The following is a 14985-nucleotide window of genomic DNA, read 5'->3' as shown; positions in this document are numbered from 1 at the left end:
ATCTGTAATGATTAACGATAAATCTGGATTTAGTTTTGCAATATACAACAAATGCAACCCGACCGAGATTGCATTTGTTTGTAATATAAAAAATCCGAAATCGAATATCGTAAATCCGAAATCGAATTACGCTTGCTTAGCAAACTGTACGTTAGCTATCAGTTTAATGTCTTCGCCTACTACGATAGAACCTGCTTCGGTTACGCCATCCCAGGTAAGGCCAAACTCTTTACGGTTAATTTTGCCGGTTACTTCAAAACCTGCCTTGGTGTTACCGTAAAAATCACCAGCTACGCCACCATGCTCTACCGCAAATGTCACCGGTTTGGTTACATCTTTAATAGTCAAGTCGCCTTTTAAAGTATAGTCGTCGCCATCTTTGATGAACGATGTTGATTTAAAGCTGATCTTTGGGAAGCTTGCGGCATCAAAAAACTCAGGGCCTTTTAAGTGCTCATCGCGTTGCGACTGGGTAGTATCTATACTGTTCACATCTAACGAAAACTCAACTTCAGCGCCGCTAAAATCTTCGTTCTCTGTTTCTAACGATCCTTCAAATGTTTTGAAAGAACCGGTTACGGTTGATATTACCAGGTGTTTTACTTTAAACTGAACCTCTGAGTGCATTGGGTCTAAAACCCATTTAGTTGTTGCCATGATATTTTAAGTTTTTGATTTTGTTTATCTGTTTATTATAATACAAATATAATAATAGATGTTTAAACATGTATTATTATATTAAAGTATTACAATTTGCAGACATATTATATATAACGGAATAAGCAGGGGGTATGTTTGTTTAAACTTATAATTTAACAATATGGTAATAACAAAAAAGGAGCCTAACGGCTCCCTTTATATTATTCAGGTCAACTAATCTCTAAGCAACCTCTAATCTCTACTATATCGCCAACACTTCTTTAACCCTGTCTGCAGCTTCTTTTAAAAGGATGGCAGAGTAAACTTTTAAGCCAGAGTTGTCAATTAATGCCTTGCCTTCTTCGGCGTTGGTGCCTTGTAAGCGTACGATAATAGGAACAGGGATATTGCCAATTTCATTATAAGCATCAATAACACCCTGTGCAACACGGTCGCAGCGTACAATACCGCCGAAGATGTTGATCAGGATTGCTTTAACGTTAGGGTCAGACAGGATGATGTTAAAACCGGCTTTAACTGTCTGCGCGTTTGCAGTACCGCCCACATCCAGAAAGTTGGCAGGCTCGCCGCCGGCCAGTTTAATAATATCCATGGTTGCCATGGCAAGGCCCGCGCCGTTAACCATACAGCCTACGTTACCGTCCAGCTTTACATAATTAAGGTTGCTTTTGCTTGCTTCCACTTCGGTAGGGTCTTCCTCGTCGGTATCGCGCAATGCTGCATAATCAGGGTGGCGGAATAAGGCGTTATCATCGATATTAACTTTGGCATCAACAGCCAAAATTTTGTTATCAGATGTTTTTAACACCGGGTTAATTTCAAATTGCGACGAATCGGTAGCATCGTACGCTTTATACAAAGCGGTGATGAATTTTACCATATCCTTAAACGCATCACCTGATAAGCCCAGGTTAAAGGCAATTTTACGCGCCTGGAAACCTTGCAAACCAACTTTAGGGTCAATCTCTTCTTTGTGTATCAGCTCGGGTGTAGAGTGCGCTACTTCTTCAATATCCATACCGCCTTCGGTACTGTACATGATGATGTTGCGGCCTTTAGCACGGTCAAGCAATACGCTTATATAAAACTCTTTAGTTTCGCTTTCGCCGGGATAATAAACATCCTGCGCAACCAAAACCTTCTTAACTAATTTACCTTCGGGGCCGGTTTGCGGGGTAACCAGTTGCATGCCAATAATTTTACCTGCAATTTCTTTTACCTGCTCGGCGTTTTTAGCCAGTTTTACACCACCGCCTTTACCGCGGCCACCTGCGTGGATCTGTGCTTTTATAACCGTCCAGTCCGACCCAAAGTCTTCCTTCATTTTCTGAGCAGCAGCAACAGCCTCTTCGGGTGTATCTGCAACTATGCCCTCTTGTACTCTTACGCCAAAGCTTTTTAATATCGCTTTGCCCTGATATTCGTGAATGTTCATGTATTTGAAGAATTTGCGGTAAAGCTACTATTTTGTTGGTTAGTATCAAGTAGCAGGTATAAAGTATCAAGACGTTTTTTACAAAAAAAAGGCATACTTAAACCGATAGCAAAAAATCTCAATACTTGATACTAACTACTTGATACTAATTTTACCTTTGTACATGCTAAAAGCGCAATCTATCAACAAATCGTACGGTAAGCTCCATATCTTAAAAGGGGTAGACCTTGAGGTTAAACGCGGCGAAATTGTAACTATAGTAGGCGCTTCAGGCGCGGGCAAAAGTTCGTTACTTAATATTTTAGGGACTTTAGACAGCCCTGATTCGGGCCAGCTGTTTATTGATAATGTTGAAGTTAGCAAACTTAATAACAAGAACCTTAGCGCTTTCCGTAATCAAAAGATAGGGTTCATCTTCCAGTTCCATCATTTATTGGTAGAGTTTAACGCTATCGAGAATGTGTGCATCCCGGCGTTTATTGCAGGCATGCCCCGTGCCGAAGCAGAAAAAAAAGCGACTGGTTTATTAGATATGCTTGGCCTTGGCGACAGGATAACCCACAAACCTGCCGAACTATCGGGCGGCGAGCAGCAGCGTGTGGCAGTAGCCAGGGCGCTGATCAATGACCCGGCACTGATATTTGCCGATGAACCATCGGGCAACCTCGATTCGAAGAACGCGCTTGAACTGCACGAGTTATTTATTAAGCTGCGAAATGATTTTAACCAAACTTTTGTAATTGTAACCCATAACCAGGACCTGTCTGACATGAGCGACCGCACTATACTAATGAAGGACGGGTTGATCGTAAATAATTTATAATTGAAAGTACTGATCACTTCCGCGGCATCTGCCGGTGCGCACAAGCTTAAGGCTGCACTTAATAATGATGAGGTAGTTTTAGGCGACTACAACGATCTCCCGGCGTTTATGGGCATGCTTAAATTGCCAAACCCCGCAGCAGATACCTACGCGCACCAAATGTTAACCCTTTGTTTGGATAATAGCTTCGATACGGTTTACCTGCTAAATTCACAGGAAGCGGAAGTGCTGTTATTATCAGAACAGCTATTTAAAGAGTATAATATCAATATTATAAATGGCAGCAATAACATATAATGATATAGACCCACGCAAAAAAGCTTTTATTTTTGAACTGGACGATGTGCTGTATCCTGCTAAGGACTACTATTACCAGATCTATTACCTGTTTGCTAATTTATTAGAGTACACCGAATTAAATAGCGCGGCCAGGACAACCGAACTGATGATAAATACGTATAATGAGAAAGGGGAGGGCGAAGTTTACAATGAACTTGTTGCCCAGCTCGGTATAGAAGAGAAGTATCGCGATAAGCTTGAGATCATGTTGTTAACATCGCGGCTGCCATTAAAATTGCTGCTGTATAAAAATATGCTTAGCTTTATGCAGGACGTGGTTACCGACCGTAAAAAGATATTTATAGTTACAAACGGTGACCCGCAACAGCAATTGAATAAACTAAGGCAAGTTGAATGGCATGGTTTAGAACCTTATTTAACATGCTATTTTGCTAACGAAAGCTTACCTAAGCCCGAACCCGATGTGCTGCATTTATTAATGAAACAGCATAATTTAGAGCGGCGTGATATGCTGATAATAGAAGGTTCAGGATTAGACAAGTTATGCGCCGAAGCATGCGGGATAGATTATTTAAGCGCTAAAGAAATTATAGATCATAATTAATATAATATATAAAGAATAATACCGTTAACACTAAAAATTAAACTGTGAAGAAAATATTTTACTTATTTCTATTGCCCACTGCAATGGTCATCGCTTCTTGTTCAAAGGATAAGAAGATCACCCCTAACAATAACGAGCCTACAAAAACAGGGTCGAAGCTGGATCTGATAAAAGACTCGGTGTACCTTTATGCCCAGCAAACTTACTACTGGAACACCTCTTTGCCTACTTATGCAAACTTTAAGCCGCGCGGTTTTAGCGGGAGTAATGACCTTGACGCCCTGCAAACAGAAATTGATGCATTGAGCCAATACAGTTCAAACCCTGATAATGGAGGTAAGCCTTATGAGTATTACGCGCCAGCACCGGGTTACGCCAAATATTCGTTTATTGATGATGGCAGCGTATCAGACGAGTTGAATGGTATAAAAGGCGACTTTGGTTTTGCCCCTGTTTGGGTAGATGATGACGATATCAGGGTTAAATATGTTTACCCGGGGTCGCCGGCCGATGTAAATGGCCTGAAAAGAGGTTACCAGATAGTTGGCATAAATAACCGCACAGGTACTGGTTTAACTTATGATAATGGTGCAAATGTTAATTTCCTGGTAAATGCTTACAGCAATTCGACCAGTATAAAGCTAACATTAAAGAAACCGGATAACACCACATTTGATGTAACCATGTCAACCGCAACTTATACTGTAAACCCTGTTTTAACTGCAAAAGTTATTGACGCGGGCGGCGGTAAAAAAGTAGGTTATATAGTATTTAACAGTTTTACATCCGACGCAAACGCCAAACCAAAGCTTGATGCGGCGTTTAACACCTTTAACGCGCAGGGAATAACCGACCTGGTTGTTGATTTGCGCTATAATGGCGGGGGGTACGTTTCTACCGCCGAATATTTGAGCAATTTGATTGCGCCGGCCAGTGCAAACAACTCTACTATGTTTACCTACAACTTTAATAAAACAATGACTGAAGGTAAAGCAACCATCCTTAAAAATCAGGTACGTAAAGATGGTAGCCAAACCTACAGCTATTTTGATTTTGATTATACCGCTGCGGGCAATACCATTCCGTTTGATAAAACCGGCCTGCCAAACTTAAACTTAAGCCATGTGTTTTTTATAGTAACAGGTTCAACAGCATCGGCAAGCGAGCTTACCATAAACAACCTTATCCCAAAAATGGATGTTAAAATAATTGGTACAACCAGTTATGGCAAACCAGTAGGCTTCTTTGATATCGACATTAATAAATACCAAATGTACATGCCGCAGTTCGAAACAAAGAACAGTGCAGGCAAGGGTGGTTATTATGCAGGTATGAAACCAGGCTCGGCAGATTATCCGGGTAAGCTTGCATCAGATGATGTCACCAAGGATTTTGGCGACCCAACAGAAGAATTATTTGCATACGCAATTAACTACGCAAAAACCGGCACATTTGCAATATCCGGGCCGCGTGTGCAAAGCACCAACAGCCTTAAAACTTTCTCTGTTGAAAAATCTCGTGAGGTTGGTATCCAGGTTGAGGGAAAAAAAGTATTCAGGGGTATGATCTACAACAACACAAAGGCCAAGTAATACTTAGCTTGTTATTAAAACGAAAGGCCCCGATTTTATTCGGGGCCTTTTTTATGCAGTAGGTTTTGATATTTAATCAGCTAATTCGCGCAGGTCTACAGGCACTACCCGTGATATTCCCTGCTCTACCATAGTAACACCATAAATAATATCTGTACAGGCGATGGTGCGCTTATTATGCGATATAATAATGAACTGCGACTCGGTAGAGAACTTGCGGATAATATTATTGAATTTATCGATATTGGTATCATCCAACGGAGCATCCACCTCATCAAAAATACAGAAGGGAGCGGGCTTTAACAGGTAAAGCGAGAACAGGATAGCCGTGGCTGTAAGCGTTTTTTCGCCACCCGAAAGCTGGTTTATGGATAGCGGGCGTTTCCCTTTAGGCCTTGCAATAATATCTATTTCCGATTCAAGCGGCTGTTCAGGGTTGCTCAATATCAGGTCGCAGGAATCCTCCTCGTTAAACAGCGAACGGAATACCTTGATGAAATTCTCGCGCACCATTGTAAATGCCGACATGAATTTTTCTTTAGCCGTATCATCAATTTCCTTAATGGTTGCCAGCAGCGATGCTTTAGCCTCGGCAAGGTCCTTCTTCTGATCCTGGATAAAGGTATGACGTTCGCTCATTTCGTTATAGGCCTCAACCGCCATAGGGTTAATTGCGCCAAAATCATCCAGTTGGCGTTTCAGTTTCTCCGTTTTGTCACGGATCTCATCTTCATCGCCGGTTTCGGTGCTGTCAATCTCCAGCAGGTCGTTTATGTCTACGTTAAACTCAACAGAAAGGCGTTCTCGAAGGGCGTTCAATTCCAGTTTAAGGTTGTTACGCTCGTCTTTCAGTTCGTTCTCTAAAGCCTCGGTCTGGTCTTTACGCTGGCGGAGTTTGGATACCTCGTTCTCGCTTTCGGTAATGGTTGCGCGCCATGCATAATATTCCTGCTCAGCTTCGGCAGTGCCTTTCTCCAAGGCTTCCTTTTGTTCGTACATTTCCAGCAGGCTCTCGTCGCTGTCGCCGGTTTGCTGCAGGTTTTCTAATATTGCGGCTTTTGCTTTTTCAAGCTCGATATTATTCTGGCGGATACGTACATCCAGATGTTCCAGTTGTGTTTCGCGGTAGTCAAGATCTTTTAGTAATCCCGATACCTTATTTTGCTGTTGGTGGAAACGGATGTTCTCCTGGTTGTAGGTGTTAGATTGCACCGTAACCATTTCGTTCAGTTCGTTAAAGGCCTGTTGCTTATCCAGCAGCAATTCGGCCTGAACTTGCTTTTGCTCTTTTAGTTCTACCAGCTGCGGGCCAAGGGTAATGATGTCGTTTTTAATGCCTGCAACCTTGTTGGCAATATCCTGTTTGCGGTTTAGGCTGTTCTCAATAAAGGCCTGGTATTGTTCCTGCTTGGTTTTAACGGTGATCAGTTCGGTATTAACCTGGTTTAGCTCATACTGCTGCTGGCGTAATTCGTTGCTTTTGTTGGATGCCTTTAATGCGGCCAACCGGCTTTGCAGCTCCTCATTTTTATTCTTAAAATTTTGGATGCGGCTTTCGGCTTGTTTAATTTCCTTTAAAAGGTTATCCAAATTTTTAGCCCTGCCGATACGCTTACCCTCAAACAACCCAACCGAGCCACCGGCCATAGTATGTTTAGATTTATTGAACTTGCCGCTTTTACCTATCAACACTACACCATCCGGTAATTGTATGGCATTGATGTCGTTCTCTGTTGCGTCATTTACTAAATAAACGTTTTTTAGCAGATGGTTACAAAGCGGCTTGTAGCGCTCTTCAACTTCCACAACAGATAGGGCAGGAGCCCCACCCAAACCTTCCCCGAAGGAGAGGGCTTCAGAAGATAAAGTCTCCCCTTTCGGGGGAGATTTAGAGGTGGCTTCGTAATTATCCAATATAAAAAACTGCGCCCGCCCTTTTGATGAATTGCTTAGCAGGTTGATGGCCGCTATGGCCTCATCGTAAGTATTCACCACGTAGTGGTTCATTAGGGGCTCCAGGTAGTTTTCTATCGCTACGCGGTATTCTTCCTTACAAAACAAAATATCGCTAAACAGGGTGACTGTTTTAGCCCAGTTGGTGTTCTTTTTCAGGAAACGGATACTCTCGGGGAAGCCCTCCAAATTATCAACCAAACTTTTGGTAAGGTTATATTCGTTTTGTTTGGCATCCAGCTTACGGCCGTCGGCGGCAATGCTGTCGGTTATGGTTTTTAGTTCGGTTTCGGTTTCGGCAACCTGTTCCTGCAATTTGTTTTCGGCCTCAACAGCCTGGTCGTATTCGCTTTTAAGGGTTTCTACACGGGCCTGCAGTTCGGCAACTACCGTGTTGAAATGCGAAAGCTCGGCTTCCTTGTTGGTGGTATCCTGCATGTTGCGCTGGCTTTCCTGCTCAAGCGCCTGCTGTTGTATGTTCAGGATATCGATATCTTTTTCGGCTTTGTAAACCTGGTTTTGCAGGCGGCCGTTTATGCTGTTTAGTTCGTTAAGCTCGTTACGGGCTTCGGCCTGTTGGGCACGCAGTTCATCAACCGCTTCCTTCAGTTCCGCTACGCGGGAGGTAATGCTTTGCAGGTTTTCGTCTTCCTGTAGCTTTTCCTCGTTAAGGCGCTTGATATTATACTGTACGTGTTTGAACTGGTTGTTATCGCGTTCCAGCTCATCCTTTAAGCGGGCCTCTTTATCCTGCTGATTTTTTAACTGTTCGTTCTTTACCCGTTTCTCGCTTTCATACGCACGGATCCTGGCCGTAAACTCGTTGCTGGCTTTTTGCTGTGCGGCAAGGTTCTTTTCTTTTGTCAGGCTATCTAACTTATCCTGTTGTAAAGCGGCTTCCAGTTTATCTATCTGTGTAGCAATGCCCGATTTTTCCTCGCGCCTGATCTGTTCCTTGCCCTCAATTTCGGCAAGCGATCTACTGAAATTGGCTATACGGAAGGACGCCAGCGAAATGCTTAGCGCTTTATACTGGTCGCGCAGCTTATAATAACGCTCGGTTTTTTTGGCCTGGTTCTCCAGCGTTTTTAAATTCTTTTCTATTTCAAAGAGTAGGTCCTCAACACGTTCCAAATCGGCTTCGGTATCTTTTAACTTGCTGAACGTTTGCTTTTTACGGAGCTTGTATTTAGAGATCCCCGATGCTTCCTCAAACAAATTACGGCGCGAGCCTTCTTTGTTGTTGATGATCTCGTCGATCATCTTCAACTCGATGATGGCGTAGGAATCCGAACCAATACCCGTATCCAGAAAAAGGTCGGTAATATCCTTTAAGCGGCACTGTACATCGTTAAGGCGATATTCGCTTTCACCGGTACGGTAAAGCCTGCGCGTAAGTGTAACCTGCGAATAATCGGTAGGGAGTACGTTTTTGGTGTTATCAAAGGTTAACGATACTTCGGCCAGGTTGGCTGCCTTGCGGCTTTTGGTGCCATTAAAAATGATGTTGTCCATCTTCTCGGAACGAAGCGCACGGGTGCTTTGCTCGCCCAACACCCAGCGTATTGCATCTACAACATTACTTTTACCGCAGCCATTAGGGCCTACAATAGCGGTAACACCCTCATTAAAATTAATGGTGATCTTATCGCCAAAGCTTTTGAAGCCCTTGATTTCTAACCTGGTAAGTTGCATTAATACTGCTGTGCTCTATATAAAATTGAGGTCGGAAAATAATGATTTTAGGCGAAAGCTGAAAGGTAAAAGGTTAAAGGTTTTAGAGCGAGGCCTTTTACCTTTAACGCTTAACCTTTTACCTCGATAGAACCTTTAAGATAAGTAACCGCTTTACCTGCCATTATCACCCTGTCGCCTTTTAACTCACACCAAAGCTCGCCTTTGCGGGGACTTACCTGGTAGGCATGCAAAATGTTTTTACCCAGTTTGCCCGCCCAATAGGGTATAAGGTTGCAATGCGCCGAGCCCGTAACAGGGTCTTCGGGGATACCTGCCGAGGGGGCAAAAAAACGCGATACAAAATCAACATCTTTACCGGGCGCGGTAACTATAATTCCCAAACTGTCTATCTTAGCCAAAGCGAAGTGATCGGGCTTCATATCAAGTATATCTTCCTGGGTATCATAAACCAGCATATAATCTCGGCTGCGCAAGATCTCTTTTGGTTTTTTACCGCCAAGGGCTTCAATTAATCCTTCGGGTTTATCCGCGGCAAATGGCGGGCGCGAGGGGAAATCCATCGAATATTTATCGCCATCGCGCTTAACAACCAGCGTGCCGGCCTTAATGGTATCAAAATTTATAGTATCAGCGTTGTATCCCAACTCGGTAAATAAGATATGTGCCGATGCCAGCGTGGCATGGCCGCAAAGGTCTATTTCCAGCTCGGGGGTAAACCAGCGCAGCAGGTAGCCCGTTTCGTTTTTTACAAAAAAAGCGGTTTCGGCAAGGTTGTTCTCCAGCGCTATTTTCTGCATGGTTTCGTCGGGCAGCCATTCATCCAGCGGACAAATAGCAGCGGGGTTGCCGCCAAACAGTTTATCGGTAAAAGCATCGGCCTGGTAAATAGGGATAGTCATTGCGGGTTATTGTTTATTTACCGCTAAGATAACCGTAAGTAATTAATTCATCGTTATCGGTAATATGTTTTGTGGCCCCGTTATTCAATAAAATTACTTTGTCGCTTACTTCCAATATATTATAGTATTGATGATCGGTAATGATAATGCCCTTGCGTTTTGCACAAGCGCGGATAACGGGTTTAAATTCATCGGCCTGGATAGGCGAGATATGCGTAAACGGCTCGTCCAGTAAAATAAAACCGGCCCTGCTGTGAATGATCATCAGCATTTCCAGCTGCCTTAACTCACCGCCCGATAATTGCCCCGGCTTTTTATGAGAGTGCTGCCGGTATATATCAAGGGCGTTAAACTCATCCCAACAATATTCGTCAACAAGCATTTTTGCAAGTTTGCTAATTTTAATATTATCAGGTAAATAACCATGCTGCGGCAAATAGGCTATCCGGTTGTTCTGATACCCTTTGTGAATAAAATCACCGTTAATACTCACATATTTGTATGAGGCTTGCAACGTACCGAAGATGATCCTTAATAATGATGATTTACCGCTTCCGTTCCTGCCTAATAAGCCAATTACCTGGCCCTGCCTGCATTCAAGATGAACATCCTGTAGTATTCTGCGATCGTTAAAAGCCAGCTGAACGCTATCAACCTTTAAAATAAGTGGCGGCATATTATAAATATGATGGTTGACAGGATGAAAACAGCTACATCAATTAAATAGGCGTAAACGTACAAACGCCTGATAGTTAAACCCGCGTTGCGATAGTAAAAATATGTTTTGGCTGATGAAAAGTAATGCAAGCCTGCTGCCGCCGCAAACCCTATGAGCTTTGAAAAGAAAAAACCCGCCGGGTTTGTACCTACGCCCAGGCCAATTAAAAAAACACAAAGAATTGTAAAGGTGATATTGTAAAGCAGCAACGACCGGTAATATTGAAGGGTGAGGGTGGTTAGGCGTCGCATTTGATTGGATACTATACGTAAATCAATCAAATAAATTGTATTGCCGGTTATTTTTTTCGCTGTTCTCTACCCTTATCTTGTTTACCAGGAAATGGGCCTGCCTTGTAGGCTCGGGTATGCGATAGCCGCGGATGCATTTTTTTATCACATCAACACTTTGCTGCATATTAATATTATGCCCCGGCGATATGTAAATAGGGTTGCAGTTTTCTTTGCTGCGTAGTGCTATGCCTATCAGTTCACCCTTATCATACATAGGGCTTTCGGCAAATATTTTATCGGCGGGCTCCTGGTATTTACCATATAGCCTGCTTTTGGCGCTGCCTATGGTTGGCACATTGGTTAACAGGCCAAAATGTGTGGCTATGCCCATGCGCCGCTCATGAGCAATGCCCTGGCCATCAAGCACCAGTACATCGGGTTTTGTATAAAGGTTGTTCCATGCATTAAATAATGCGGGCACTTCGCGAAAAGCGAGCAGGCCCGAGATATATGGGAACTCGGTGTGCGATATCGCTGTCGAAGTGGCAATTACGGTCATTTCGGGGTATTTAAAAACTACTATTCCGGCGTAAAGTATGTCCGAATTTCTATCAAAGGAAATATCTGCACCGGCTATCGTGTTAATTGGTTTGGTAAGCTCGTGGATACTGATCTTATGGCGTAACTCTTCCTGGTAAGCTATTGCTTCGGCAGGAGATAAGTGTTCGTAGCCGGATGGATCCATAAGTTTATAACATAAAAAAGCCCCCGCTTGTTTAAACGGGGGCTTAATATTTTAACCTATAGTTATCCTAAGTATGATTTCAAGATCTTGCTACGCGAAGTATGGCGTAACCGTTGTAAAGCTTTATCTTTTATCTGGCGAACACGCTCGCGGGTTAAATTAAACTTTTCGCCAATTTCTTCCAGCGATAGCGGGTGGTTGCTTCCCAAACCGAAGAACAGAACAATGATCTCGCGCTCGCGCTCGGTTAAGGTAGATAACGACCGTTTGATCTCTTCAGACAGCGACTCGTTGATCAGGATAGAATCTGTATTGGGTTCCTGGTTTTCCAATACATCCAGCAGTGTGTTCTCTTCGCCTTGTACAAACGGCGCATCCATAGATACATGGCGCCCGCTGTTGCTCAGCGTATCAGATATCTTATCTACAGTGGTTTCCAGCATATCGGCAAGTTCTTCGGGCGATGGCTCGCGTTCGTACTCCTGCTCAAGCTTTGAAAATGCTTTACTTATTTTGCTGAGTGACCCAACCTGGTTTAGAGGTAAACGCACAATACGGCTTTGCTCGGCAATGGCCTGTAATATCGACTGGCGGATCCACCAAACGGCGTATGATATAAATTTGAACCCCTTTGTTTCGTCAAAGCGTTTTGCGGCCTTAATAAGGCCTAAGTTACCTTCGTTTATAAGGTCGCCAAGGGTAAGTCCCTGGTTTTGATATTGCTTAGCTACCGATACCACAAAACGAAGGTTCGTTTTTGTTAAGCGCTCTAACGCAGCCTGATCGCCTTCTCTAATTTTCTGTGCTAAGATTACTTCTTCTTCGGCAGTTATTAGGTCAACTTTACCAATTTCGTGAAGATATTTGTCGAGGGACTGTGACTCACGGTTGGTAATGGATTGAGTTATTTTGAGTTGTCTCATTTATTTTATTAACCTCGATTCTTGAATTTAGAATTGAACGTGCAAAGCTACAAATTTGTTTCTAAAAATAATATTTTATAGCCAATTATGGCTGTATTTTACCATTAAATGAAAGAAATTTTGATAAGCTATTTTTGGAATAATATTTGTTGCAGGCCAATTTATTAGGTTTATCTAAAAAATTACTTAAACGTTAAAAAATTATACCTCATCTAACCTGAATATCTCCTTAACCCTGATGCCTTTTTCGGTTTGCTGCAGGGTGCAACATTCGTTTATGGGGTCGTGCTCCAGGTAAAGGATGTATTCCTTCTCTACGGCCTCAGTCCAGTAAATTTTTCTCTCGGTCAGGGTTTTTAGCGGGAACATGTCATAAGCCATTACATAGGGCAGGGGCAGATGGCCAACAGATGGCAGCAGATCGGCCATATATAAAACCTGTTTGCCCTTGTAATTTATCAGCGGTAGCATCATGGCATCGGTATGGCCGTAGGCAAACCGGATGCTGATGTTATCGCTAAAACTTACACCATCTTTGGCATCGATAAACCTCAACTGCCCGCTTTGCTGTATAGGCATTATGTTTTCTTTCAAGAAGGAAGCCTTTTCGCGGTCGTTAGGGTTAACCGCCCAGTCCCAATGCTGCGGGTTGCTCCAGTAAGTGGCGTTTTTAAAGGCCGGCAAAAGCCGTTCGTTATTACGTACAACTGCACCGCCCACATGGTCGAAATGAAGGTGGGTTAAAAATACATCGGTTATATCATCCCGGTGAAACCCTTTGGCCGCCAATGAGCTATCCATGGTGGCATCGCCATGCAGGTAATAATGGCTAAAAAATTTCTCGTCCTGCTTATCACCAATGCCGGTATCAACCAATATCAGGCGTTTACCATCCTCTATCAGCAAGCAGCGCATGGCCCAGGTGCATAGGTTTTTATCATCAGCCGGGTTGGTTTTGTTCCACAATGATTTGGGCACAACCCCAAACATCGCCCCGCCATCCAGTTTAAAAAAGCCGGTATCAATAGTATGTAGCTTCATGATGTGAAGGTAGAAATTCTTTAAATATTAACCATACATGCGCGAAAAATTGCAAAGGCAATAGATCGGATTCTCCATAAATTTCGCGCAATAAATAATCATAAACTATATTTTATTTCTTAAAACTATAATTTCGTAATCTGTGTTATAATTGCAAACTAACTAAGACTAAAAAATCAAACATGAAAGCAGCAGTATTTCACAAACCAGGCGACATTAGCTACGACACCGTTGATGACCCGCGCATCGAAGACCCGAGGGATGTAATCCTTAAGGTAACATCAACAGCAATTTGCGGATCTGATTTGCATATACTTAGCGGCGGCGTACCGCAAACTTCGGATATGGTAATGGGTCACGAATTTATGGGTATTGTTGAAGAAGTAGGCTCGGCCATTACCAACCTTAAAAAGGGCGACCGTGTGGTTGTGCCTTTCCCAATAGCTTGCGGGCATTGCTTTTTTTGTAACCACGGCGCATCGCCAAGCTGCGAAAACTCCAATTACAAGCATTATGGACCCAATGGCGATATGATGGACCAGAAAGGTGCGGCCTTGTTTGGCTATACCGACCTATACGGCGGTTATAGCGGCGGGCAGGCCGAGTATGTAAGGGTGCCTTATGCCGATATCAGCCCGCGTGTAGTGCCCGAAAATATGACCGATGAGCAGGTACTTTTCCTGACGGATATCTTCCCAACTGGTTGGAGTGCTATCGACTGGGCGCAATTGAAAGGCGGCGAAGTTGTTGCCATATTCGGTTCCGGCCCGGTAGGCTTAATGGCGCAAAAGGCAGCATGGATAAATGGCGCGAGCCGCGTTATCGCTATCGACCCGCTAAACTACCGTTTAGAAAAAGCCCGTGCCGTTAACAAGGTTGACACACTTAACCCCGATGAGGTTGATGTGGTAGCAGCCATCCGCGAAATGACCGGTGGACGAGGTGCCGATGTGTGCGTTGATGCCGTAGGTTTTGAACCCGAGCGCACCATACTTGATAAAGCCAAGGCACTGGTGAACTTTGAAGTAGGTAGCATGAAAGTACTGGATATGGCCTTTAAGGCCGTGCGCCGGAGCGGTACAGTAACCATTATGGGTGTGTATGGTTCCACTTACGATAACTTCCCGATGCACCGCATGTTTGATAAAGGTTTAACCATACGCCAGGGGCAGGCACCGGTATTAAACTATATCGACCATTTGATAGACCTTGTTAAAGAAGAAAAAGTAGTGCTGGATGATATCATCAGCCACACCTTACCGCTTAGCCAAGTAGCTAAGGGATACGAGATGTTTGATAAAAAAGAAGACGACTGCGTTAAAGTGGTGTTAAAACCCTGGGAATAAATGATTTATTGGCTA

At 43.5% G+C, this 14985-nt stretch carries 14 protein-coding genes; 5 read left to right on the top strand and 9 right to left on the bottom strand.

Features of this window, described 5'->3' with window-relative positions; all coding sequences use genetic code 11:
* Positions 1–126: 126 nt before the first annotated feature.
* Both EWM62_RS03295 and sucC read right to left on the bottom strand, forming a co-directional pair.
* Positions 127–657: a YceI family protein gene (locus tag EWM62_RS03295; RefSeq protein WP_129875202.1), complete on the bottom strand. Its 531-nt coding sequence runs from the start codon at positions 655–657 to the stop codon at positions 127–129.
* Between the two features lie 244 nt (positions 658–901).
* On the bottom strand, positions 902–2095 hold the full coding sequence (gene sucC, locus EWM62_RS03290) for an ADP-forming succinate--CoA ligase subunit beta (protein WP_129875201.1): 1194 nt from the start codon (positions 2093–2095) through the stop codon (positions 902–904).
* A 163-nt stretch (positions 2096–2258) separates the two neighbouring features.
* Between sucC and EWM62_RS03285 the strand changes: the two genes are divergently transcribed.
* The 4 genes from EWM62_RS03285 to EWM62_RS03270 are packed head-to-tail and all read left to right on the top strand — an operon-like array spanning position 2259 to position 5414.
* Complete coding sequence (locus EWM62_RS03285; RefSeq protein ID WP_129875200.1) at positions 2259–2918, top strand: ABC transporter ATP-binding protein; 660 nt, start codon at positions 2259–2261, stop codon at positions 2916–2918.
* Positions 2919–3215 (top strand): ATP-grasp domain-containing protein, encoded by a 297-nt coding sequence (locus tag EWM62_RS03280; RefSeq protein WP_129875199.1) that lies wholly within the window; start codon positions 2919–2921, stop codon positions 3213–3215.
* Positions 3196–3822 carry an HAD hydrolase-like protein gene (locus EWM62_RS03275; RefSeq protein ID WP_129875198.1) on the top strand — a complete coding sequence of 209 codons (627 nt, stop codon included), beginning with the start codon at positions 3196–3198 and terminating at the stop codon, positions 3820–3822. The genes EWM62_RS03280 and EWM62_RS03275 overlap by 20 nt, the downstream gene beginning before the upstream one ends.
* A 44-nt stretch (positions 3823–3866) precedes the next feature.
* Complete coding sequence (locus tag EWM62_RS03270) at positions 3867–5414, top strand: S41 family peptidase (RefSeq protein ID WP_129875197.1); 1548 nt, start codon at positions 3867–3869, stop codon at positions 5412–5414.
* A gap of 72 nt (positions 5415–5486) precedes the next feature.
* On the opposite strand, the gene smc is transcribed toward EWM62_RS03270, so the two are convergent.
* The 7 genes from smc to EWM62_RS03235 form a co-directional block, all read right to left on the bottom strand.
* Positions 5487–9062: a chromosome segregation protein SMC gene (gene smc, locus EWM62_RS03265; RefSeq protein WP_129875196.1), complete on the bottom strand. Its 3576-nt coding sequence runs from the start codon at positions 9060–9062 to the stop codon at positions 5487–5489.
* Between the two features lie 110 nt (positions 9063–9172).
* Positions 9173–9964, bottom strand: coding sequence for a PhzF family phenazine biosynthesis protein (locus tag EWM62_RS03260; protein ID WP_129875195.1), 792 nt, complete (start codon positions 9962–9964; stop codon positions 9173–9175).
* A 13-nt stretch (positions 9965–9977) separates the two neighbouring features.
* On the bottom strand, positions 9978–10640 hold the full coding sequence (locus EWM62_RS03255; protein ID WP_129875194.1) for an ATP-binding cassette domain-containing protein: 663 nt from the start codon (positions 10638–10640) through the stop codon (positions 9978–9980).
* Positions 10622–10933: a hypothetical protein gene (locus tag EWM62_RS03250; protein ID WP_129875193.1), complete on the bottom strand. Its 312-nt coding sequence runs from the start codon at positions 10931–10933 to the stop codon at positions 10622–10624. The genes EWM62_RS03255 and EWM62_RS03250 overlap by 19 nt, the downstream gene beginning before the upstream one ends.
* A 22-nt stretch (positions 10934–10955) precedes the next feature.
* A complete protein-coding gene (gene nfi / locus EWM62_RS03245) occupies positions 10956–11660 on the bottom strand; it encodes a deoxyribonuclease V (RefSeq protein ID WP_129875192.1) in 705 nt (234 codons plus the stop codon).
* A 62-nt stretch (positions 11661–11722) separates the two neighbouring features.
* Positions 11723–12583 carry a sigma-70 family RNA polymerase sigma factor gene (locus EWM62_RS03240; RefSeq protein WP_129875191.1) on the bottom strand — a complete coding sequence of 287 codons (861 nt, stop codon included), beginning with the start codon at positions 12581–12583 and terminating at the stop codon, positions 11723–11725.
* Between the two features lie 201 nt (positions 12584–12784).
* Positions 12785–13624 carry an MBL fold metallo-hydrolase gene (locus tag EWM62_RS03235; protein WP_129875190.1) on the bottom strand — a complete coding sequence of 280 codons (840 nt, stop codon included), beginning with the start codon at positions 13622–13624 and terminating at the stop codon, positions 12785–12787.
* A gap of 182 nt (positions 13625–13806) precedes the next feature.
* Here EWM62_RS03235 and EWM62_RS03230 point away from each other — a divergent pair, with 182 nt between their 5' ends.
* Entirely contained in the window at positions 13807–14970 is a 1164-nt protein-coding gene (locus EWM62_RS03230) for a zinc-dependent alcohol dehydrogenase (protein ID WP_129875189.1), read from the top strand.
* The last annotated feature ends 15 nt before the right edge of the window (positions 14971–14985 follow it).

It is taken from the genome of Mucilaginibacter terrigena (assembly GCF_004168255.1).
Classification (GTDB): Bacteria; Bacteroidota; Bacteroidia; order Sphingobacteriales; family Sphingobacteriaceae; genus Mucilaginibacter; species Mucilaginibacter terrigena.
Note: the sequence above shows the minus strand (reverse complement) of the source record. Positions and strands in the feature narration are given on the sequence as shown.

Coding starts and splice junctions, on each gene's coding strand:
- nfi (WP_129875192.1), bottom strand. CDS start 11,660: ATGGATCCATCCGGCTACGAACACTTATCTCCTGCCGAAGCAATAGCT.
- EWM62_RS03260 (WP_129875195.1), bottom strand. CDS start 9,964: ATGACTATCCCTATTTACCAGGCCGATGCTTTTACCGATAAACTGTTT.
- EWM62_RS03240 (WP_129875191.1), bottom strand. CDS start 12,583: ATGAGACAACTCAAAATAACTCAATCCATTACCAACCGTGAGTCACAG.
- EWM62_RS03295 (WP_129875202.1), bottom strand. CDS start 657: ATGGCAACAACTAAATGGGTTTTAGACCCAATGCACTCAGAGGTTCAG.
- EWM62_RS03235 (WP_129875190.1), bottom strand. CDS start 13,624: ATGAAGCTACATACTATTGATACCGGCTTTTTTAAACTGGATGGCGGG.
- EWM62_RS03275 (WP_129875198.1), top strand. CDS start 3,196: ATGGCAGCAATAACATATAATGATATAGACCCACGCAAAAAAGCTTTT.
- EWM62_RS03230 (WP_129875189.1), top strand. CDS start 13,807: ATGAAAGCAGCAGTATTTCACAAACCAGGCGACATTAGCTACGACACC.
- smc (WP_129875196.1), bottom strand. CDS start 9,062: ATGCAACTTACCAGGTTAGAAATCAAGGGCTTCAAAAGCTTTGGCGAT.
- EWM62_RS03255 (WP_129875194.1), bottom strand. CDS start 10,640: ATGCCGCCACTTATTTTAAAGGTTGATAGCGTTCAGCTGGCTTTTAAC.
- EWM62_RS03285 (WP_129875200.1), top strand. CDS start 2,259: ATGCTAAAAGCGCAATCTATCAACAAATCGTACGGTAAGCTCCATATC.
- sucC (WP_129875201.1), bottom strand. CDS start 2,095: ATGAACATTCACGAATATCAGGGCAAAGCGATATTAAAAAGCTTTGGC.
- EWM62_RS03250 (WP_129875193.1), bottom strand. CDS start 10,933: ATGCGACGCCTAACCACCCTCACCCTTCAATATTACCGGTCGTTGCTG.